The 21,188-nt window shown below is 59.7% G+C and carries 25 protein-coding genes; 5 read left to right on the forward strand and 20 right to left on the reverse strand.

Annotated features, from left to right (window positions below; genetic code table 11):
* Positions 1-28: 28 nt before the first annotated feature.
* Positions 29-601, reverse strand: coding sequence for a YchJ family metal-binding protein (locus tag ACQUTG_RS11260; RefSeq protein WP_428919492.1), 573 nt, complete (start codon positions 599-601; stop codon positions 29-31).
* On the opposite strand from ACQUTG_RS11260, the gene ACQUTG_RS11265 reads away from it, so the two are divergent.
* Entirely contained in the window at positions 555-1,286 is a 732-nt protein-coding gene (locus ACQUTG_RS11265; protein WP_428919493.1) for a sulfite exporter TauE/SafE family protein, read from the forward strand. The genes ACQUTG_RS11260 and ACQUTG_RS11265 overlap by 47 nt on opposite strands.
* Before the next feature lie 121 nt (positions 1,287-1,407).
* Positions 1,408-2,739 (forward strand): HD-GYP domain-containing protein, encoded by a 1,332-nt coding sequence (locus ACQUTG_RS11270; RefSeq protein WP_428919494.1) that lies wholly within the window; start codon positions 1,408-1,410, stop codon positions 2,737-2,739.
* A gap of 5 nt (positions 2,740-2,744) precedes the next feature.
* Here ACQUTG_RS11270 and ACQUTG_RS11275 read toward each other — a convergent pair whose 3' ends face one another.
* The 3 genes from ACQUTG_RS11275 to ACQUTG_RS11285 all read right to left on the reverse strand — a co-directional run bounded on the left by ACQUTG_RS11275 (position 2,745) and on the right by ACQUTG_RS11285 (position 5,410).
* Positions 2,745-3,173, reverse strand: coding sequence for a hotdog fold thioesterase (locus ACQUTG_RS11275; protein ID WP_428919495.1), 429 nt, complete (start codon positions 3,171-3,173; stop codon positions 2,745-2,747).
* 105 nt (positions 3,174-3,278) lie between these two features.
* Positions 3,279-4,661, reverse strand: a complete 1,383-nt coding sequence (locus tag ACQUTG_RS11280) for a ribonuclease J (protein ID WP_428919496.1) — start codon at positions 4,659-4,661, stop codon at positions 3,279-3,281.
* The gene (locus tag ACQUTG_RS11285; protein ID WP_428919497.1) at positions 4,658-5,410 is read right to left on the reverse strand and encodes a substrate-binding periplasmic protein; all 753 of its coding nucleotides are present in this window, start codon (positions 5,408-5,410) and stop codon (positions 4,658-4,660) included. The genes ACQUTG_RS11280 and ACQUTG_RS11285 overlap by 4 nt, the downstream gene beginning before the upstream one ends.
* Before the next feature lie 199 nt (positions 5,411-5,609).
* Here ACQUTG_RS11285 and ACQUTG_RS11290 point away from each other — a divergent pair, with 199 nt between their 5' ends.
* From ACQUTG_RS11290 to ACQUTG_RS11300, 3 genes are all read left to right on the forward strand, one after another.
* Positions 5,610-6,293 (forward strand): type 1 glutamine amidotransferase domain-containing protein, encoded by a 684-nt coding sequence (locus tag ACQUTG_RS11290; RefSeq protein ID WP_428919498.1) that lies wholly within the window; start codon positions 5,610-5,612, stop codon positions 6,291-6,293.
* A gap of 236 nt (positions 6,294-6,529) precedes the next feature.
* Positions 6,530-7,258 (forward strand): flagellar motor protein MotA, encoded by a 729-nt coding sequence (locus ACQUTG_RS11295; protein ID WP_091997828.1) that lies wholly within the window; start codon positions 6,530-6,532, stop codon positions 7,256-7,258.
* Positions 7,255-8,301: a peptidoglycan -binding protein gene (locus tag ACQUTG_RS11300; protein WP_428919499.1), complete on the forward strand. Its 1,047-nt coding sequence runs from the start codon at positions 7,255-7,257 to the stop codon at positions 8,299-8,301. Before ACQUTG_RS11295 ends, ACQUTG_RS11300 begins: the two co-directional genes overlap by 4 nt.
* Before the next feature lie 15 nt (positions 8,302-8,316).
* On the opposite strand, the gene ACQUTG_RS11305 is transcribed toward ACQUTG_RS11300, so the two are convergent.
* The 16 genes from ACQUTG_RS11305 to ACQUTG_RS11380 form a co-directional block, all read right to left on the reverse strand.
* Positions 8,317-9,009, reverse strand: coding sequence for a hypothetical protein (locus ACQUTG_RS11305; protein WP_428919500.1), 693 nt, complete (start codon positions 9,007-9,009; stop codon positions 8,317-8,319).
* Between the two features lie 42 nt (positions 9,010-9,051).
* Entirely contained in the window at positions 9,052-9,243 is a 192-nt protein-coding gene (locus ACQUTG_RS11310) for a 4-oxalocrotonate tautomerase (RefSeq protein ID WP_372987929.1), read from the reverse strand.
* Positions 9,244-9,252: 9 nt separating this feature from the next.
* Complete coding sequence (gene dmpH, locus ACQUTG_RS11315) at positions 9,253-10,047, reverse strand: 2-oxo-3-hexenedioate decarboxylase (protein WP_428919501.1); 795 nt, start codon at positions 10,045-10,047, stop codon at positions 9,253-9,255.
* On the reverse strand, positions 10,044-11,081 hold the full coding sequence (dmpG, locus tag ACQUTG_RS11320) for a 4-hydroxy-2-oxovalerate aldolase (protein WP_428919502.1): 1,038 nt from the start codon (positions 11,079-11,081) through the stop codon (positions 10,044-10,046). The genes dmpH and dmpG overlap by 4 nt, the downstream gene beginning before the upstream one ends.
* Before the next feature lie 12 nt (positions 11,082-11,093).
* On the reverse strand, positions 11,094-12,029 hold the full coding sequence (locus ACQUTG_RS11325; RefSeq protein ID WP_428919503.1) for an acetaldehyde dehydrogenase (acetylating): 936 nt from the start codon (positions 12,027-12,029) through the stop codon (positions 11,094-11,096).
* A 23-nt stretch (positions 12,030-12,052) separates the two neighbouring features.
* Entirely contained in the window at positions 12,053-12,838 is a 786-nt protein-coding gene (dmpE, locus tag ACQUTG_RS11330; protein WP_428919504.1) for a 2-oxopent-4-enoate hydratase, read from the reverse strand.
* The gene (locus tag ACQUTG_RS11335; protein ID WP_428919505.1) at positions 12,838-13,695 is read right to left on the reverse strand and encodes an alpha/beta fold hydrolase; all 858 of its coding nucleotides are present in this window, start codon (positions 13,693-13,695) and stop codon (positions 12,838-12,840) included. Before ACQUTG_RS11335 ends, dmpE begins: the two co-directional genes overlap by 1 nt.
* 7 nt (positions 13,696-13,702) lie before the next feature.
* Positions 13,703-15,163 carry a 2-hydroxymuconic semialdehyde dehydrogenase gene (locus tag ACQUTG_RS11340; protein ID WP_372987923.1) on the reverse strand — a complete coding sequence of 487 codons (1,461 nt, stop codon included), beginning with the start codon at positions 15,161-15,163 and terminating at the stop codon, positions 13,703-13,705.
* Between the two features lie 31 nt (positions 15,164-15,194).
* A complete protein-coding gene (locus tag ACQUTG_RS11345) occupies positions 15,195-16,118 on the reverse strand; it encodes a catechol 2,3-dioxygenase (RefSeq protein ID WP_428919506.1) in 924 nt (307 codons plus the stop codon).
* A 5-nt stretch (positions 16,119-16,123) separates the two neighbouring features.
* Positions 16,124-16,459 carry a 2Fe-2S iron-sulfur cluster-binding protein gene (locus tag ACQUTG_RS11350; RefSeq protein WP_372987921.1) on the reverse strand — a complete coding sequence of 112 codons (336 nt, stop codon included), beginning with the start codon at positions 16,457-16,459 and terminating at the stop codon, positions 16,124-16,126.
* Between the two features lie 13 nt (positions 16,460-16,472).
* Entirely contained in the window at positions 16,473-17,534 is a 1,062-nt protein-coding gene (locus ACQUTG_RS11355) for an NADH:ubiquinone reductase (Na(+)-transporting) subunit F (RefSeq protein WP_428919507.1), read from the reverse strand.
* 10 nt (positions 17,535-17,544) lie between these two features.
* On the reverse strand, positions 17,545-17,904 hold the full coding sequence (locus tag ACQUTG_RS11360; RefSeq protein WP_428919508.1) for a phenol hydroxylase subunit P4: 360 nt from the start codon (positions 17,902-17,904) through the stop codon (positions 17,545-17,547).
* Between the two features lie 66 nt (positions 17,905-17,970).
* Positions 17,971-19,518 (reverse strand): aromatic/alkene/methane monooxygenase hydroxylase/oxygenase subunit alpha, encoded by a 1,548-nt coding sequence (locus ACQUTG_RS11365; protein ID WP_428919509.1) that lies wholly within the window; start codon positions 19,516-19,518, stop codon positions 17,971-17,973.
* A gap of 14 nt (positions 19,519-19,532) precedes the next feature.
* Positions 19,533-19,802, reverse strand: a complete 270-nt coding sequence (locus tag ACQUTG_RS11370; RefSeq protein ID WP_113861812.1) for an MmoB/DmpM family protein — start codon at positions 19,800-19,802, stop codon at positions 19,533-19,535.
* Positions 19,799-20,800 (reverse strand): aromatic/alkene monooxygenase hydroxylase subunit beta, encoded by a 1,002-nt coding sequence (locus ACQUTG_RS11375; RefSeq protein ID WP_372987903.1) that lies wholly within the window; start codon positions 20,798-20,800, stop codon positions 19,799-19,801. The genes ACQUTG_RS11370 and ACQUTG_RS11375 overlap by 4 nt, the downstream gene beginning before the upstream one ends.
* A gap of 50 nt (positions 20,801-20,850) precedes the next feature.
* A complete protein-coding gene (locus ACQUTG_RS11380; protein WP_372987904.1) occupies positions 20,851-21,111 on the reverse strand; it encodes a phenol hydroxylase subunit in 261 nt (86 codons plus the stop codon).
* Between the last annotated feature and the right edge of the window lie 77 nt (positions 21,112-21,188).

The raw sequence follows: 21,188 nt of genomic DNA on the forward strand, positions 1-21,188 counted from the left end.
GGATGATGAGCGCCCTTGAACTAACGGCTTACCGACAACAGGCCTTGAACTTTTTCCCGCTGCCGCAGGGGCATGGCTCGTTTCGACCGGGTTTGAGCTGACCTTCCTCGGTCTGACCCGAAAAGTAAAACCAACGGCCATCCTCCAGGACAAAGTCAGAGTTTTCCTCGAGATAGCCCCAGCCGCCACCGGCGCGATAAACAGCGCGAAAATGGACCCTGCCCCTGCTACCCTGTTCCGTGCTATCGAGGATCTGAAGACTCACCCAGTCCGGTGACCCTTCCAGGCCCAGTTCCGGGGGGCGGGTATCGGGATGCCAGGTCGCGCGCAGATAATCCGCCCGCCCCTGGACAAATGCCGTATACCGGGACCGCATCAGCGCCTCCGGCGACGGTGCCGGTTCTCCCCGGTGCCTGGGGCCGCAGCATTGTTCATAGGTCTTGCCCGAGCCGCATGGGCAGAGGCTGTTTGACTGGTCAGGTATCATCTCGTGGGTTTGCTCCGGTTTGGCTGTGGAGCCCCAAAGTGTATCAAGTTCAGAAGGATCAAAAGCCTTGTTTGACCTTTCCGTGGTACAGCTCGTCCTGGCCAACCTGGCCATTATCGCCGGGGCCTGCCTCCAGGGAGTTGCCGGCTATGGTATTGGTACCCTGTCCGCGCCCCTGCTGTTCCTCATCAGCCCTACCCTGTTGCCGGCACCGCTGGTACTGAATGCCACGCTGCTGACCATCCTGATGCTGATCCGTAACCGCGGTGCCCTGGAAGTGCGGCAGGTGCGTTTTGCCATCAGTGGCGGGTTCGTCGGCATGATCCTGGCGGCCATTACCCTGGCACTGATCTCCCCAAAGGGGTTTGAACTGATGTTCGGCATCCTGATCCTGGCCGGTGTTGCCCTGAGTGTGGGTGGTCTCAAACCCGGGCTGAATGCCCGCAACAGCGTCATCGCCGGCGCCGCTTCTACCTATATGGGCACCATTACCGCCGTCGGCGGACCACCGATCGCTCTGATCTACCAGAATGAAAAAGGCCCGCTGGTGCGGGCCAATATGTCCGCGTTCTTTCTCGTCGCCAGCTTTTTCAGTCTGACTGCCCTGTCCCTGTCCGGTTACCTCGGTGTTCGGGAGCTGGGACTGTTCGCGGCCACTTTCCCGGGCGTGCTCATCGGTTTCCTGATGTCCGGAAAACTGGTCAACCGCATGCCTTTTGAAGGATTGAGACCGATCATCCTGGGGATCGCTGCAATAGCGGGAGCCGCGGCACTGGCCCGTGGGTTGATGTCGCTATAAAGGCCAACCACGTCTCGAAAACCCGATATTTCACAAGATTTTACATTTAAGCGGACAATTTTTGGCCAATCAGGGCCAGAATGATGCAATAAAAAGGAATCAATCAGAAGCGGGCTCCGTCATGGCTCTACGGCACCAGGAAGTCGTTGAAACCCGGATCGACGTTGCAGACCTTGAGATTGGCATGCACGTGATCAGGCTGGATCGGCCGTGGGAAGATACTGACTTCCTGCTCCAGGGTTTTGTCATCCAGAACAAGTCCGAACTTCACGCCCTTCAGGCCCAGTGCCGGTTCGTCTTTATCGAAGGCCGCGTCGAAGCGGCCGCTCCCGCAGTCCGACCTGAAGAGCCCGACCGCAAGCGCTTCAGCCTGTTCGGCAAACGTAAGAAATCCCCCCCGCAGCAGCCCCCCGCAGCCTCGTCCCGGAGCAAGCTGCCCCGAAAACGCGTGAACTACATCAACAAGGTGAACATGGCGGAGGAGATGGGGCCGGCGGTGATGCGTTTCGAGGAGGCCAGAGATACCGCGAAATCCCTGATGGCAGGGCTTCGCCTCGGGCGCACCCTGGATCTGAACAACGCACGGAAAGTGGTCAACAGTTGCGTGGACAGCGTTCTGAGAAACGAGAATGCCCTGCTGCTGCTCACCAAGATCAAGAACCAGGACGAGTATACCGCCGAGCACTGCATCAACGTTTCCATTCTCTCGGCCGCGTTTGGCAAGCACCTTGGATTGCTGGAAGGGGAAATCCGCAACCTGGCCCTGTGCGGACTGCTGCACGACGTCGGCAAGACCCGGATACCGGATCGGGTGCTGAACAAGCCCGGCGCCCTGACCCCGGACGAATTCAGCATCATGCGGGAACATACCAATCACGGCCGCACCATTCTCATGGGCACCAGCAATGCCCTGGCGACGGCAGTGGATGTGGCATTCAGCCACCACGAACGGATGGATGGTTCCGGTTATCCCCGCGGGCTGCAGAGCCACCAGATTCCGCTGTTTGCGAAAATGGTGGGCCTGGTGGACACCTACGACGCCATCACCAGCAACCGGATCTATGACAGGGGCCGGGCGTCCATGCAGGCGCTGGAGATCATCCACACCCATCGGGGCACCCAGTTCGACGCGGAACTGGCCGAGGCTTTTATCCAGATGATCGGTGTCTACCCACCCGGCTCGATCGTGGAAATGCACAACGGCGAAGTGGGCATCGTGGTGGAAACCCGCCCCGGCCAGAAGCTCAAGCCCAAGGTCCTGCTGGTGCGGGAAGCGGACAAGACCCTGCTCGAGCCCTACCGGCTGATCGACCTGACGACCTCACCCAGTGACCATACCGGCACCACCTATCGCATCAAGAAAGAAGTACCCGATGGCAGCTTCGACATCGTGTTACAGGACTTTGTCGACCAGGGGCTGATCACCAGCAAACCCTCACAACCAGCCCCGTAACCCCCTTATCCGGGACGCTTGGTAACCGCCATGGTCAGGCGTGAGATACAGGTGGTTTTACCTTGTTCGTTCTCGATACGGATTTCCCAGACCTGGGTGGCACTGCCGATGTGCAGGGCGGTGGCGGTACCATAAACCCAGCCCTTGCTGACCGGACGGATGTGGTTGGCGTTGATGTCCAGGCCCACGGCAACGGTACCCGGATCCTTCAGGCAACAGTTGGCGGCCATGCTGCCCAGGGTTTCCGCCAGCACCACCGAGGCGCCGCCGTGCAGGATGCCAAAGGGCTGGACCGTACGTTCATCCACCGGCATCCGGCCCTTCACGTAATCGTCACCGACTTCCAGGTATTCAATCCCCATGTGGCCAACAGCCGTTTTTCTGCTGGCTTCCATCATTCGCTCAAGATTCGGGGTTCTGGTCCAGATTGCCATAGTGTTTAGTGCCTCTTGAATTGGACTTGTTCGGTAAGCGTTTGTGGCCTGAGTCTATCCGGTTAGCTTGCTCAGCACCACGGCTTTGTCACCTTGCAGGACCATTCAATAAACCCGAACCAACTCCTGTTTTTGCCAGCCGATCCGGCCAGTTTCTACGACTTGCCGGCGGATGCCCGGCACCGGCCGGATCATGAACAGGTCGCCGTTCCGCCCCACCAGGGTTCGGGGCACACCGCAGGCCCGGGCGATATCGGCGTTGGTCTCCATGTGTTCCATTTCGCCGTGGACCGGGATCGCCAGGTTGGGCTTCACCCAGCGGTACATGGTTTTCAGCTCTTCCTGGGCTGGATGGCCGGAGGCGTGGATAGGAACGCCGGCGTCTTCCGCGGTAATCACCCGGACGCCCAAATCCCTGAGTCGGGAGATCAGGGCCGAAATCGCCTCTTCGTTGCCCGGGATCGCCCGGGCACTGAAGATCACGGTATCACCGGCCTCCAACTCGAAATCCGGATGACTACCCGTCGCCAGCCGCCGGAGCGCGGTCCTGGGCTCACCCTGGCTGCCGGTCGCGACCGCCAGAACCTCTTCCCGGGGCAGATAACCCAGATGAGAGGGGTTAATCAATTCATCGGCCCGGTCCCAGATTCCCGCCGCCTTGGCCGCGCCACTCATGTTCACCAGGGAGCGCCCCAGCAGCCCCATGTAACGGCCGGTTTCCCGGGCGATGCCCGCCAGGGTATGCAGCCGGGCAATGTTGCTGCCAAAGCAGGTCACCACAACACGACCTTCGGAACTGCGCACCGCGTCCAGAAGTCCCCTGTGCAGAGCCGCCTCGGACAGGGAGTGCCCCTTCACCGTGGCGTTGGTGGAATCGCAGACCATGGCAGCCACGCCCTCCTCGGCCAGATCGGTAAAGGTCCCGGGTGAGTAGCCGTGGCCGACCAGGGGCTGGTCATCCAGTTTCCAGTCACCACTGTGGAAGATGTTGCCCCGGGGTGTGCGGATCATCAGGGCATTGGGATCGGGAATGGAGTGCGTCAGCGCCAGCCACTGCACACGGAACGGACCGATCCGCTGCTCGTCACCGGCATTGACCTCGATGATGGGCACCCGGTGCAGCAGGTCGAATTCCGCCAGCTTCCGACGCAGGATCTCGGCGGTAAACCGGCTGGTGTAAATCGGGCATTGCAGTAGCGGCCACAGGTAAGGCACCGCTCCGACATGGTCCTCGTGGGCATGGGTGATGACCAGGCCCGCCAGCTGTTCCCGGCGATCGGCGATAAAGGCCGGGTCGGCCATCTGCACCGGCGGCTCGCCATGGTGGTGCACAGTGCCATCGGCGGCAATCCGGCCCGGTTTCGGGAAGGTGACACCGCAATCCACCATCAGCCACTGACCATCGTGACCGTAGAGGTTCAGGTTCATGCCGATTTCGCCGGTACCGCCAAGGGGTAAAAACCAGAGGTCGTTGTGATCTGGGGTCATTGTGGGGAACTTTCCAGGTATTTCAGCACCAGGGTCTCGTGGCTTCCGTTCATTTCCATCAGTTTCAGGGCCGCGCGGATATCATCGGCATAGGACAGTGCCGGCGAATCTTTCGCGATGGCGATCCAGGAGCGCTCCCCCGGCACGAAAAACGGCGACACCCGGGCTGCCAGGTCCAGTTGCCGGACAGTGTACAGGCCGACCAGTTCCGGCGCGATCACCACATCGACCCGGCCCTTGGCCATCATCAGCATCAGGTTTTCATAGCGGGGAGCCGGCTCTTTCATCAGGTTCTCGTCGCTGTCAAAGCGACTGAAATACCGCGCGCCTTCAAGCACCCCGATGCGCTTACCGTAAAGGTCGGAGTAGCGTTCGATCCGGTGAGTGTCGTTGAGATAGAAAAACAGCCGGCGTTCCGGAGGAAAGGCCGGCGCCACGAATTCCAACTGTTTGTCCCGTGCTTCTGTACGTAACGGGCCAAGCATGATATCCACCTCGCCCTGGCTCACCATCCGGAGGACACGACGGAAGGGGGCCTCCCGGTAGTGCACCTGCCAACCGAGCAAGTCTGCGATTTCCTCGAAGATTTCAACGTAGAGGCCACTTTTCTCTTCGGCTTTGATAATTCGGTAGGGAGGTGCATGGTTGACTCCCACGGTCACCGTCAGAGGCTCGACGGTTTCTGTGCCCTGCTGAGACATGGCAGGGCCTGCCAGCAGCAACAACAGGAAAGTAACAATACGTCCCATCAAAAAGCATCCTTTCCGGAATTTCTAGACATTGGAACAAACGACGATCTGTTTCTGACCACTACCGAGTATAGCCACTCCAGATCTGCTCCCCGTGAATTTACGTATCCAGGGTTGAATCCGGACCGCTCCGATGCCAGTTCAGTTAGTACATCGGACAAACGTGCCATTCATTCCGAAACGAGAGGTACCGACCTGTATGAAGATCCTGATGGTTCTGACATCGCACGACCAGATGGGCGACACCGGCCACAAGACCGGTTTCTGGCTCGAAGAGTTCACCGCGCCCTACTACGTGTTCAGGGATGCCGGTGCCGACATCACCCTCGCCTCTCCCAAGGGCGGCCAGCCGCCGGTAGACCCGAACAGTGAAGCCGAAGGGGCCCTCACCGAGACCACCGAACGCTTCATGAAGGACGCCCACGCCAAGGAAATGCTCGCCAGCACCAAGAAGCTGAGCGACGTCGACATGAACGAGTACGACGCCATTTTCTATCCCGGCGGCCACGGCCCGCTGTGGGACCTGGCCAACGACGAGAAGTCTGTGGCCCTGATCAAGACGGCCTATGAGCAGGACAAGGTGATCGGTGCCGTCTGCCACGCCCCGGCCGTGTTCAAGAACGTGTTCATCAAGCCGGAGCAGAACCTTGTCGGCGGCCGGAAGGTGACGGGCTTCACCAACACCGAGGAAGATGCGGTGCAGCTGAGCAACATTGTGCCGTTCCTGGTGGAAGACATGCTCAAGGAAAACGCCGGAGAGTACACCCGAGGTGATGATTGGGCACCACACATCGTGGTCGACGGCAAGCTGATCACCGGGCAGAACCCGGCATCCTCAGAGGGGGCTGCCAAGGCGGTGGTGCAGGCGTTGCAGGAGGCCTGATCACCGGTGAAGGAGGGGTCAGAAGAAAGCGTTCTTCTGACCCCGGAATTGGCCATGAGCCTGGGGTCTGATGAAAACCTTCATCTGACCCCGACTTTAACCTCCGAAGCCCGACCCGAACCCGGGGTCAGGTGAAAGCTTTCATCTGACCCCTTTTCATGTCTCCGTCTCCTCCGATACACATCCCCCAGCCTGTGCTATGTTTCTGTGAAACTTCCTGCAGACTGGCCTTCGTCATGAGCAACCCCAAGCACACTCTTTTCTGGATGACACTGTTCCTCGGCGTGGTGGTAGTCGTTGGCGTTCTGATCCACAAACCGCTGATGACCGCCTTCATGGCCAACTGGGTCTTCAACCTGCTGATCGTCGGCGTTCTGATCGTCGGCATCGCCCTGACCTACCGGCAGGTTTTCGTGCTGTTCCCGGAGCTGCGCTGGATCGCCCAGTTCCGCACCGGCCATGCCGGCCTCTCGGTGGTGCAGGAACCCCGCCTGCTCAAACCGCTGGCCCGGCAGCTGGGCGAAGATGCCAAACGGGACCGATTCACCCTCTCGACGCTGTCGCTGCGCACAGTGCTGGACGGCATTCACTCACGCATGGATGAGCAGCGGGAAATCACACGGTATTTCATCAGCCTGCTGGTGTTCCTGGGCCTGCTGGGCACCTTCTGGGGGCTGTTGGGTACCATCAATGCGGTGGGTCAGGTGATCACCGGACTGGACATGAGCCAGGAGGATTTCGGCAAGGTGTTTGCGGAACTGCAGGATGGCCTGCTCAAGCCGCTGGAAGGCATGGGCACAGCCTTCAGTTCTTCCCTGCTGGGCCTCGGTGGCTCCCTGATCCTGGGTTTTCTCGACATCCAGGCCGGTCATGCCCAGAACCGTTTCTATGACGGTCTGGAAGAGTGGCTCACGGGCGTCACCAACCTGGTGGACCGGGTCGATGACGAGAAAGAACTGTCATGATCGGATCCAAACGCCGTAGCCGAAGCAGCACCAACATCTGGCCGGGCTATGTGGACGCACTGTCCGCCCTGCTGATGCTGGTAATCTTCATGCTGCTGGTTTACGTGGTCAGCCAGCTCTATCTGTCCCAGACCCTGTCTGACCGGGATACCCAGCTTGCCCGCCTGAACGCCCAGCTCGATGAACTGTCCGAGCTGCTGGGGCTGGAGAGGAGCAGGACCGAGGCCCTGGAAGAGCAGATGATCACACTGCAGGATGACTACAGCAGCAGCCTGGCCCGTAACGACGAGCTGGTAGACCGGCTGGAGTCCACCCGCGAGCAACTGATGCAACAGACCGCCACCGCCGAAGCCCAGGCCGAACGCCTCGCCATCATGGAGGAATCCATCGACGAGAAGGATGAAATGTCCGCCAGCCAGCAGGCCATGATCCTGCGCCTGTCCAACCAGATTGCATCCCTTCGGGAGCAGTTGCGGAAAATAGCTTCGGCGCTGGAGCTTCAGGAACAGATGACCGCGGAAAAGGAAGAGGAACTGGCAAACGTCAGCCAGCGCCTGAATGCCTTGCTGGCCGAACGGGTGAGCGAGCTGGAGCAGTACCAGTCCGAGTTTTTTGCACGGCTCCGGGATATCCTGGCAAGCAACGAAAACATCCGGATCGTGGGCGATCGTTTCCTGCTGCCGTCGGAACTGCTGTTTGCCTCAGGCTCGGCGGAATTGGGTGAGGACGGCAAGCGGGAACTCGACAAGCTGGCGAACCTGCTGCTCGATGTTGCCAGCAAGATTCCCGAGGACGTCGACTGGATCCTCCGGATCGATGGCCACACCGACATCGTGCCCATCAACACGCCGAAATTCCCGTCGAACTGGGAGCTGTCCACCGCGCGCGCAGTCGCCGTAGTGCGTTACCTGGCCGCCCAGGGGGTACCCGAGCGGCGCATGGTCGCCGCCGGCTTCGGCGAGTTCTTCCCGGTGGCCGAAGGCACCAGCCCGGATGCGCTGCAGAAGAACCGGCGGATTGAGTTGAAGCTGACGGACCGGTAACTGTCTGCAGGACAGTCAATGCATCCAGCCATAGCCTGAGAGCGTCTGCTTCGCGTCGTTCAGGTAACTGCCGAACATCCGCTGGGGAATCTGCGAGCCGCCCAGACTGAACGCCGTTGTCAGAATACAGACTGTTGGATCTTCCAAAGGTCTCGAATCGGTTTTTGCTCTGGTTCCGGCCCGGAATTCGGCTCCCGACATCGCCGAAGACCATTGCTGGTCCTCGGCCCAGCCGTGCAGCAACTCCCTCAACTGTCGATCGTGCAGGCTAATGCTTCCACCACCTGCAAGGTCTGCCGTATCGTCCAGGCATATCACCAGCACGCTCTGTTCCCGCAGGGTCTCCAGCGACTGCCCAATACGCCGGTAATCGCTTTCAGCCATACCGGTATTCAGGCGTAACTCGGTGAGTTCGCCCGGTGCATCACTCAGTAATGCTCTGAGCAATTGCCTTCGCTCACGGGAAAAAGGGCTGAAGATACCAGGCGCAAAACCCTGTTCCTGCAACAGCGTCTGCATCAGTAAGGCATCGGTTCCCCGTCCTGCCAGACGCAGAATTTCAGGTTCCCTGATGCCCTCGCCCGAACTGATCAGGAGAACACTGTCGTAGTGTTTCCCCCAGATTATGCGGGCAAGACCGGAGCCCTCCTGATGCGCCCGCAGAGTCTCGACATTGCAGGAAACGAATAATACTGGCAGCTTGTTCACAATGACTCCGTGTAAAGTTCCGACCCGGGAAAAGCCGGGGCGCTAACGCCCCAGCTTCTTCGCCGACTGCCCGCCAATACCGAAATGCTGCTTCGGCATTTCATTAATCATCACCCGGACATTCTGTACGGGCGCATCCAGTGAACGTGAAATCGCCTCGGAGACTTCCCTGATCAGCATTTCCTTCTGCTCGTCCGTTCTGCCTTCAATAATATTGATCTGTGCAATCGGCATGATGTCTCCTCACTCAAAGCGGGCGGATACCGTACCCAGGCCCTGGTAACGAACGGTAATGTTGTCACCGGGCTCCACCGTGATGGCCGCGGTAATACCACCGGTCATGATGAAGGTGCCGGCCGGGATGTGCTCGCCGCGCTCTGCCAGCAGGTTGGCCAGCATGGCGACACTGGAGGCGGGATGGCCCAGTACTGCGGCACCGGCACCCACGTCCACCACCTCACCGTTTTTCTCGACCACCACCCCCAGGGTTTTCAGGTCGACGTCCGCCACATCGGCCATCTGGCCACCGGTGATAAACCGGGTGGAGGAGGCGTTGTCCGCCACCACACTCACCAGGTCGAACTTGAAGTTCTCATAGCGGGAGTCGATCACTTCCACCGCGGGAATCACAAAATCCGTTGCCGCCAGCACCTGGCCAATGTGACAGCCCGGGCCCTTGAGAGGCTCCTTGGTGACAAAGGCAATCTCGGCCTCGATCTTCGGGTGGATCAGTTCCCTGGTGTTCACCACACCGCCGTCGGGCACGCTGAAGTAGTCGGCCAGGAAGCCGTAGATCGGGGTCTCCACGCCCATCTGGGCCATCTTGGCCCAGGAGGTCAGTCCCATCTTCATGCCGACCACCTTGTTGCCCCGCTCTTCCTTCCGGCGACGGATTTCCCACTGGACGTCGTAGGCATCCTCGAAGGTCATGTCCGGGTAATCGTTGGTGACCTTAGTGATGTCGTGGGCCTGCAGTTCGGCGTTTTCCACGTGCTCGGCCATCGCCAGCACCTGCTCTCGGCTCAATGTCTTGCTCATGCGTTCTGCTCCTTCTGTGCCGCCAGCAGATCCAGCGCCACGTCCACAATCATGTCTTCCTGACCACCCACCATGCGGCGGCGACCAAGCTCTACCAGAATGTCCACGGTCTTCAGGCCATACTTCTGCGCCGCCACCTCGGAGTGACGCAGGAAGCTCGAGTAAACGCCGGCATAGCCCAGGGCCAGGGTCTCGCGGTCCACGCGAACCGGGCGGTCCTGCAACGGACGCACCACGTCGTCGGCGGCGTCCATCAGGGCGTACAGGTCGGTGCCGTGCTCCCAGCCCATCTTGTCGAAGGCGGCGATGCATACCTCCAGCGGCGCGTTGCCGGCACCGGCACCCATGCCGGACAGGGAGGCATCAATGCGGTCACAACCCTCTTCCACCGCCACAATGGAATTGGCCACACCCAGAGCCAGGTTGTGGTGGGCATGCATGCCGGTCTGAGTTTCCGGTTTGAGGACATCTTTCAGGGCCCGGAAGCGGTCCCGGATGTCGTTCATGTTCATGGCTCCGCCGGAGTCGACGACATAGAGGCAGGTGGCGCCATAGTCTTCCATCAGCCTGGCTTGCTCGGCCAGGCCCTGCGGGGTCTGCATGTGGCTCATCATCAGGAAGCCGACGGTGTCCATACCCAGTTTTCTGGCGTATTCGATGTGCTGCCTGGACACGTCCGCCTCGGTGCAGTGAGTGGCCACACGGACCGTCCGTGCACCTGCCTTGTAGGCATCTTCAAGGTCTTCGACGGTCCCGATACCAGGCAACAGGAGAGTGGCAATCTGCGCATGTTCGACCACTTCGGCCACTGCCTCGATCCACTCCAGGTCGGTGTGAGCACCGAAGCCATAGTTGAAGCTGGAGCCTTGAAGGCCGTCGCCGTGAGCCACTTCGATGGAATCGACGTTCGCCTTGTCCAGCGCCCGTGCGATGTCCTGCACGTTCTTGATGGAGTACTGGTGGCGGATGGCGTGGCTGCCGTCGCGCAGGGTCACGTCGGAGATGTACAGTTTCTTGCCGGGGTTATAAGTCATGATTCAGTCTCCTCACTTGACCAGCGATTCGGCGATACGCTCGGCGGTGCCCAGCGCGGCGGAGGTCATGATGTCCAGATTGCCGGCGTAGGCCGGCAGGTAGTGGGCGGCGCCCTCCACTTCCAGGAAGATGGAGGTCTTCAGGCCGCTGAAGCGGCCCAGGCCCGGGACGTTCATGGGCTGATCTTCGGGGATGTCGTCGAACTGCACCTTCTGTTTCAGGCGGTAGCCCGGCACGTAGGACGACACGGCCTGGACCATCTCCTCGACTGAGGCTTCCACTTCCGCCTTGTCGGCGGCGTCGGAGAGCACGTAGACAGTGTCGCGCATCAGCAGGGGCGGCTCGGCCGGGTTCAGGATGATGATGGCCTTGCCCTTCTGGGCACCGCCGACCACCTCGATGGCCTTGGAGGTGGTTTCGGTGAACTCGTCGATGTTGGCGCGGGTGCCGGGGCCGGCGGATTTACTGGAGATCGACGCCACGATTTCGGCGTAATGCACCTTGGCGACCCGGGAGACCGCCGCCACCATCGGGATGGTGGCCTGGCCACCGCAAGTGACCATGTTGACGTTGCCTTCCTGAAGGTTCTGTTCCAGGTTCACCACCGGCACGCAGTAAGGACCGATGGCCGCCGGGGTCAGGTCGACGATCTTGATGTTTTCCTTGTGACCGCGCAGGAACACCTCGTTGTGCATGTGGGCCTTGGCGGAGGTGGCGTCAAAGACGATGTCGATGTCGGCGAATTCCGGCATCTTCACCAGGCCGTCCACGCCCTCGTGGGTGGTGGCCACGCCCATGCGCTGGGCGCGGGCCAGACCGTCGGATCCCGGGTCGATACCGACCATGGCGCCCATTTCGATGTGCTTGCCGTTGCGCAGGATCTTGATCATCAGGTCGGTGCCAATATTGCCCGAGCCGATGATGGCGGCTTTCAGTTTCTTGCTCATATTATTGTCCTCGTTAATCCGGGTCAGGCAAAGCGCACCGAAGCGCTGCCGATACCACCGATATCCACCCGCATGTAGTCCCCGGCCTTGACCGGCTCCAGCGGTACCAGCGAGCCGGACAGAATGACCTCGCCCGCCTTCAGGGGAATGCCGAATTCGCCCAATGTGTTGGCCAGCCAGGTCACGCAGTTCACCGGGGAGCCCAGGGCGGCAGCACCGGCACCGGCACTGATCACACTGCCGTTCTTCTCCACCACCATGCCGCAGGTCACGAGGTCCACCTTGCGCGGGGAGACCGCCTGGTCACCCAGAACGAACAGTCCGCAGGAGGCGTTGTCGGCGATGGTATCCTGGATGGCGATCTTCCAGTCCTGGATGCGGGAATCGACGATCTCGAAACAGGGCATCACGCACTCGGTCGCCGCCAGCACGTCGGCGTTGGTAATCCCCGGCCCGTTCAGATCCTTCTTCAGGATGAAGGCGATCTCGCCCTCGGCGCGGGGCGCAATCAGCCGGTCGCTGATCGGCATCACTTCACCGCTGTTGAACACCATGTCGTCGGTCAGATACCCGAAATCCGGCTGGTGCACGTTCAGCATGTTCTGCACTGCCTTGCTGGTGACACCGATCTTCTTGCCGATGACCGAAGCACCATCCGCCAGACGGCGCTCCAGCATACGCAGAGAGATGTGGTAGGCGTCATCAATAGTGATGTCTTCGCCCCGGCTGGTCAGGGGAGACACCGCCTCCCGCTTGACCATGGCCTGGTAGAGCTCGTCACCGAGCGCCTGGATTCGTGTTTGTTCCATCAGGAGTCTCCTGCAGCCGCTTGATCGGCTTCATTGAGAAAATCGTTCACCAACCGGGCAAACCGGTCGGCGTGTTCAATCTGGGTCCAGTGGCCACAGCGGCCAAAGACGTGGAGCTGGGAGCGCTCAATCAGCCCGGAAAGCTTCAGGGAAGCTTCCAGCGGAATCACCTGGTCTTCCCGGCCATGCAGTATCAGGGTCTCGTGGGGCAGCGCCCGGATGTCTTCCTCGTTACTGGCCAGGTTATCGACCCAGCGCTGGCGCGGCGCAGGGAACATGGCCGAGAACGACTCCTGGAAACCCGGACGGATGCTGGCCTGGTAGCGCATCTCCGCCAGCTCGTCAGTGAGCAGACTCTTGTCGTAGGCGAACACCCCCATCAACCGCCGCATGTTCTCGAGTGACGCCTCGTAACCCCAGACCTCATCCAGGCCCTTGGTGATCGGGAAGCCGACACCCACCGACCCCATCAGCACCAGGCGACGAACCCGATGCGGGTGTTCGATGGCCAGGGCCAGGGCCAGACCACCTCCAAAGGAGTTGCCCACCAGATCGACCTGCTCCAGGCCCAGCTCATCCAGTACGCCAATCGCATGCTTCACCCAGCGCTCACGGTTGTAGACCTGGTCATCCGGGCGCTCGCTGTAACCGAAGCCGAGCATGTCCGGCGCGATCACACGGCGGTGTTTCGCCAGTTCCGGGATGACCAGCCGCCAGTTGGCCCAGGCGGTCACACCCGGACCGGAGCCGTGGATCATCATGACCGGGAAGCCGTTCCCCTGATCGTGCAGGTTGGTGCGATAGCCGGCCGCTGTAATCTCACGCCCGATTTCCGGGCTGTCTACGGGTGCGTTCATGGCTACCTCACAGCTTGATGCAGACGTTTTTCATCTCGGTGTAGAACTCCAGGGAGTGAACACCACCCTCGCGGCCGACCCCGGACTGCTTGCTGCCCCCGAATGGGGTTCGCAGATCCCGCAGGAACCAGCTGTTCACCCAGATGATGCCGGCTTCTATCTGGCCGGCGACGCGGTGGGCCCGCGTTACGTTCTCCGTCCAGATGGCCGAAGCCAGGCCGTAAGGCAGGCTGTTGGCCAGTTCGATGGCTTCCTCTTCGGTGTCAAACGCACGGATGTGACAACAGGGCCCGAAGATCTCGTCGGTGACCACCGCCGAATCCTCCGCCAGTCCGGTCCAGATGGTGGGCTGAACCCAGGCACCGCCAGCCAGTTCCTCCGGCATGTCGGGAACACCACCCCCGGTGATCACCGTGGCACCGTCATCAACCGCCTTCTGGTAGTAGGACAACACCTTTTCGCGATGCTTCAGGCTGACCAGTGGCCCCATGTTCGCCTCGCTGTCCTCGGGCGGACCGATCTTGAGGCCTTCCGCCGCTTCCTTGAGGCGCGCAACGAATTCGTCAAAGATGGCCCGCTCCACGTATACCCGCTCGGTGCCCAGACAGACCTGGCCACAGTTGGCGAACGCGGAACGCATGGTGCCCTCGATCGCCTTGTCCATGTCGCAGTCGGCAAACACCAGGCCCGCGTTCTTGCCGCCCAGTTCCAGGGAGATGTCCCGGATACCTTTCGCGGCGGCCTTCATGATGGTCTCACCGGTCACCGTTTCACCGGTGAACGTGAAGCCGTCTACGTCGGGATGTTCGGTGAGGAAGGCTCCGGCGGAGTTGCCGCCAAAGCCATGGACGACGTTGTAGACACCATCCGGTACACCGGCTTCCTTCATTACCTCACCCAGCAGCGCAGTGGTGGTCGGCGTCTCCTCGGAAGGCTTGACCACCACCGTGTTGCCGCAGGCCAGGGCCGGACCCACCTTCCAGGTCATCAGCAGCAACGGCAGGTTCCAGGGACTGATTACGCCAATCACGCCCTTGGGTCGACGCACCGCGTAGTTCAGCGCGCCAGTCCCATCCGGAGTCGGCATTTCAAAGGATTCGGTGGGCACGTTCTTGATCATGTCCGCGAAAACCTTGAAGTTGGCCGCGCCCCGGGGGATGTCGATATGGCTGGCCATGGATTTGGGCTTGCCGGTATCAAGACACTCCGCTTCCAGGAACTCATCAAAGCGGGCATTGATGCCGTCGGCCACCTTGTGAAGAATCCGGGTGCGCTCGTCCAGGGTCATCTTGCCCCAGGGGCCACGCAGGGCGGCACGGGCAGCCTTGACGGCTGCATCCACCTCTTCCCGGCCGGCCTCATGCACCTTGCTGATGACTTTGCCGTTGGCCGGATTCACGTTATCGAACAGCTTGCCGTTGGCTGAACCAACATACTGCCCATTGATGTAGTGCTTGATATCTTTCATTGCTGCTTTGTCCTGTTAAATCAGTGTCGGGTCAGGTCAGTACCGTCAGGAAACGCTCGTTGAGCTGGCGATCGTGGTAGAAAATCGCCTTGCCGAGCTGCTCGGCCTGCCAGGTCACCGGCTTGTGATCGGGATAGTTGTAATCACCACCGCAGAAGACCTCGTTGCGGTTACCGGAGGGATCGAAGAAATAGATGGTCTTGCCGTGAGTCAGGCCGTGGCGTGTCGGACCGATGTCGATGGAGGTATCGGTCATGGAAATGAGGTCTGCAGCTCTGAGTACATCCTCCCAGGTCTCGAGATAGAAAGACGCGTGGTGGAATTTGCCTTTCTCTTCATGATGGATGAAGGCAATATCGTGTGCCTTGGTGGAGAGCGTCAGGAACTGGGCAATCCGGGTGCCATCGCCGTCCAGAACCTGCTCCGCCAGATAGAAGCCGAGAACATTCACAAACAGGTCGTAAGTTGCAGCGAGTTCCGGACCATAAAGCAGACAATGGTCGAACCGTACAGCTTTCATTCCGTCAAGGCCCCGCGGCCACGCTTCCGGGTTGACTTCGGTCACACCCCACTTTCCGGTATATTTTTTATCGGCATAGAGCTCAAAAGCATGACCCGACGGTGCAGTGAATCGAACCCTGCGACCACAGTCCTTCAGTTCACCCTCGGGTACCTGTTCGATATCGATACCATGTGCCACCAGATCCTTCTCAAGCTGCTGCAACGAAGGCTCGTCGACAACTTTGAACGCCATAAAGTCCATGCCAGGCTCATCTGCTTCACGCAGGACCACGGAGAACTTGTCAACTTCTGTCCAGGCCTTCAGGTAGACCCTTTCCTGATCGTCACGATCCATTTCGATCAGCCCCAACAGGTCTGTGTAGTGCTTGACTGCGGCATCCATATCGAGGACACGAACCTGAACGTGGCCGGGACGCATTACACCTTTTCTCATGACAGTTACCTCAACGCTTTTGTTGTTGTTTGCTGGTTGGTGAGTTCCGCCGCCGGTTGCGGTCGGCACTCGATGATCAGGTCCGTTTGGGGGTAGATCCGGCAGGCCAGGACCTCGCCCCTTTCCAGACACTCAGGCGGAACGTGCACCTTGCTCATTTTTCCGCATTCGTAATCACCTTTGATCACGGTGACCTTGCAGAAACCGCAGCCACCGCCACGGCATCCAACGGGTACGCACTTCAGGCCTCTCTGCTCCATGGCCTTGAGGATGCTCTGGTCCGGAGCGCACTCGAAAGACTGGCCGGTGGACTGCTCCGTAATCCGGTAGGTCTGAGCCATGGTCCACCTCCGGTCATATCTTCTTGAACAGGGCGGAGCGCTGGGTTTCTTCCGCGCCGTCCGCCGCTGTCAGGAACTTCTCCATGAAGATGTCCCGCTCGAACAGCCGGCCCTGCATCAGAGCGGTGATGGCAGCATCGATCATGGGAGGCGGTCCGCACATGTAGGCCTTGTTACCGGAGAAACGACCGTCGTAGTGTTCCTTGGCCGCCTCATGGACATAGCCCCGGAACCCCGGCCATTCGACATCCTCTGCGGCATCACTCAAGGCCGGCACATAAGTGAAGTTGTCGTGATCACGATCCAGTGCCTCAAACAACTCCCGGTTATACAGCTCGGCCTGATTTCGGGCTCCCTGGAACAGGGTGATCTTGCGTTCATCGTTTTGCTCCAGCAGATCCAGGATCATGGATTGGGGGCTGGACAGTCCCGAACCACCGGCAATGAAAATCAGATCCCCTGGCTGGGAGCTGCGAACGAAAAACTGACCATAGGGACCGGAAAGATTGAGCTTCTCACCGGCTTTCAGTTGCTCGTGGATGTAAGTGGTGGCGGCACCGCCTGGCACCAGGCGCACATGCAACTCCACTTCATCAGACTTACTCGGCGGGTTGGCCAGTGAGAAGGCCCTCGGACCGTCCACGCCCGGCAGCTCGATGTTGATGTATTGTCCCGCCTGGAAGGTCATCGGCCGGTCCAGTTTCAGATGCACACCCTTGATGGTCGGCGACAGGTCCACGATATCGGTGACCGTGGCGTCGTAATCCTCGACCGGGTACGCCTCGAAATCCGGATCCACGTCGATATCAGCCTCGATGGTGACGTCGCTTTCGACGGTGGCGCAGCATGCCAGGACCTTGCCCTCGTCCCGTTCCACATCCATCAGGGCGAACGGCGATGCATCGCCAACTTCGACATCCCCTTCCAGCACCTGGACCTTGCAGGTAGCGCAGGTGCCATGGCCGCAGGCAAAGGGCAGCCAGACACCCTGGCGGAGAGCCGCCTGGAGAATGGTCTGGCCATCCTCGACCTCAATCTGCTCGCCAATCGGCTCGATGGTTACGGTATGACTCATGACAGTGCCCTCAGGATGCGGTGCCGGCGATGCCGTCCAGCCCTTTCGTGGTAACGGTCAACATGCTCTTGTGATCGATGCCGCTGTCTCTCAACGTTGCGTTGGCATCGGGGGTGAAAGGCTCTCCGTTGAGCTGCCAATCTGCGCCGAGAAAATCGGCTTTGGCAGCATCCGGGTGAGCCACCACCGCAGGCTTGAGGACCTCTTCAACCATCGCGCCAAAGGTCATGTCGGGCCCGACCAGGAAAGCGAAGGGAGAGCAATACATCAGGTGGTGCGGCCAGTAGACATACAGCAACTGCATGCCGTGGAAGTTCTCGACCTTGTCTTTGGGTTCGAATTTGTAGTCGTATAAGGCATTTACACTCATGTTGTTCACCTTGTTGTTTTTGTGGGTGAGACACCCGGAGCGCGCAGGCTCCGGATGAATCCCGGATCAGGCGGCGTCCTGACTGGAGCTGCTTTCTTTACCGCCGGTCTGTTTGCCCTTGATGGACAGCCAGCGCTTGTGGTCCGGGGACCCGATGTACTCGAAATTGTCCTCGCCGATGTTGATGTGGTAGTACTTCGACACCACAGTCTCGACGTCGCCGCCTTCGCAGTTGCCCTGGTAGATCTGGTGCACCGGCAACCAGGCCTGGACGTACTTCTCCGGCTCGTTCTTGAAGATGTCGCAACAACCATCCGAGCAGAAGTGATAGCGCTCACCCTCGTGCACGATCTGTCGGTGGCTCAGCGCCGTCGGATCATCCTTCTCGGTGAAGATGGTCGGGATCTGGCACACCTGGCACAGCTGGGGCAGGGTGTTGTTGTAGAAACGACGGCCTTCGGCGTGCTCCTTCGCCCAGTACTCGAAGCGTGAGCGATAGTATTTGTCGAAGGTTTCGGGGTACTTCCGGGACAGCCAGTCCAGTTCGTCCTTTTCCGGCATCCAGGTGTGGAAATTGGTAGCATGGCCGTACTGGTAGAAGGTGGCCCAGGCCTGGTGACTGACATGGTTCTTGGCGTCGTTGGCCACGTCCTGATACTTGGGCGGACGGATGCCATAACGCTCCAGATCCTTGAACAGGGCACCACCGTTCTGCTCGTAGTACACCTCCCAGGCCTCCGCCCAGGACATGACCCGGTTTGGCAGCATGTAATCCATCATCATTCCCACCAGGCTCAGCAGGCGGAAACCACGCCAGAACCACTTGTCGATCCAGCGCTGCACGATTGGCACGTTGTCCTCATGCTGCTCCAGGATGAACTTGATCACCTCAAGACCCAGCGTCATGTGTCGGGCCTCGTCAGACTGGGCCGAGAAACCGAAAGTTACGGTGGCCATATCGCCGTTGTAAGCAGCTCCGGACATGAACGGCACGAACAGCAGGTTGGTCAGCACATACTCGAAGGAGAATGAGATGGCGGTCAGGAACTCGAATGGACCGGCAGAGCGGGCGTCGTCAAAGAACGACTTGGGCACGGACAGGAACCACACCCGGTCGTGCATGTGTGCCGCATCGTGCAGGCCGTTGAAGTGCTTGTTGTAGTGGCTCATCGCGTGTTGCTGGGTCTGGGAGTGACGCAGTTCGTCGATGGCCTGCATCTGACACGCCACCCGGGCACCGGCGCCACTGAAGTCCCGACCCACGCGGGCATACCCCTGGAAGGCTGCGTGCTCGAGCGGAGACACACCACTCAGGAACAGCTTCAATGCGTTAACGTAACGGGCATCGGAGATATTCTGGTGGCCGTTGTTCTGGGCAAAGGCATCGAAGATGGCATAGAGCTTCTTCTCTTTCTCCGCCTGGTACTTCCAGTAGGCATCCATGGTCAGGCGAAACGGATCTTCCCACTGGGACCAGTCGGTGATCTTGATTCCCTCGAACGACTCGTTCGGGAAGATATCTTCTTTCTTCTGGTAACTGGGCTCCCAGGCCATATCCCGGGTCAGATACTGGTACTTGTCTTTGAGGTTAAGCTTCTTGTTTTTAACAGACATAATGGTTCTCCCAATCAGTTCCACTGAAGAATGAAGTGGTCGTCGTCCTCGTCGACGTTGCCGCCGATACTGATCACATCAATCAGCATCTCCTGAACGTCCCAGTCGCGACCGAGCTTTTCTTCCATGGTTTCCCGGTTGATCACCAGGCGTTTCTCCGCCTGAATCCGGATCATCGCGGGCTGGTGCTGGACCTCCGCTTCCGGGTTGTCCTCGGCAATGGCGTCCACCAGGTAGCGGGCGTTATCGTTGTCCTGAAAGGCGATGAATACGAGCTGGCTCATGCGGATACTCCCTGGCTTTGCAGTCCGAATTTCTTGAGGCGGGTGGCGAGCTGGGCCCGGGTTTCATCCAGGGCTTCAACGCCGGTAGAGGTTTCCGCGAGCGGCTTCAGGGCTTCATAGGCACGCGGTTCCCAATGATCGATCCATGACTGCAACAGCTCCCGGTTTGCTTCGCTTTCACCGGCGACAGCTTTCATCATCGCGTTGGTCCAGCGCACGGACTCCTTGTACCAGTCGCGCATGAACTCGGTGAGCATGGAGACGTCTTCGGCATCCTGTTCGCCAAGCCACTGATCCATCTTTTCGTAAACCAGCGGGTAGAGCAGACCATCCAGCAGAACGTTCTGGACCAGGCTCAACTCGAACCAGTCCCGCATTACCAGGGTGTCCTCAATCAGCTTGCGCATCGGCTGCCAAAGCGCATCGTCCATCCAGTAACCTTTGGACTCATCCAGGCTGGTGCCGGTGCTGCCGTCGGTCATAAGCGCGATCCGTGACAGGTATTGGCCAATGCCCAGACGGTCCATGGCCTGATAAATGTGCATCTGGGCAACCGTCGTGGCGGTGGCGTCACCGGCGATCTTGCTGTTGTTCATATTGGCGCCGAGTTCGACGTGACGAAGCGGGACCAGCAGCCGAAGCAGCTGCTTCTGGGTTGCCTCGGGCAACCGGCCCAGCAGATTGCGCTTTTCGCAGAAGCCAAAACTGGTCTCGGCGGCTTCCTGCATCTTGGCGCGATTGCCCACGTAGGCTCCGTAATAGAACTGACGTGGATCGGTCACCGCATACCAGTCTTCCATGCGGATAGCGGTGCGGTTCGGATCGTTGAGCCCGTGCTCGGAATCCCACAGTGGGCGATAGTGGAAGTTGGTCTTGGCCTCAAGATCAAAGCTCGCTTCCTGGTAACGGGAGGCAGGCTTGTCGCCGAAACGGCGGGCAATGTGGCCGTAGGTCTGGCGGATAGGTTCCACCGAGTTGGTCTTGATTTCGATGCTCATATCAACTTAACCGTCTTGTTGTTGTGAACGTGGAGGTTGATGGGTATTGCCTAGTAACGCTGTCCCCGCTCCCCGAACCGCCACTTGACCATGTCTTCGTCAATCTCGCGGATCATGTCGGAGTCCATGTGGACAACCTTGTTGTGCTTGCAGAAGAGTTCGAAGGCCTCGCGAGGCAACACAAGTTCAACGAACAGCTCCGGATAGCCAATGGCGAAGTCGAATTCAACGAACTTGTCACCGGGCTCGCTGCGGACCCGGATGTATCGGGTCAACTCGTCGAAGGTTTTGATGTCAGTCTGAGAGGTCATCATTTGCCCCTTGTGTTTGTTGTTGGCTGCAAGGGGTGGAGCAACGGCTGTGCCAGATTGGCCTGACGAACAAGAAA

Source organism: Marinobacter sp. DUT-1 (assembly GCF_050379415.1).
Classification (GTDB): Bacteria; Pseudomonadota; Gammaproteobacteria; order Pseudomonadales; family Oleiphilaceae; genus Marinobacter.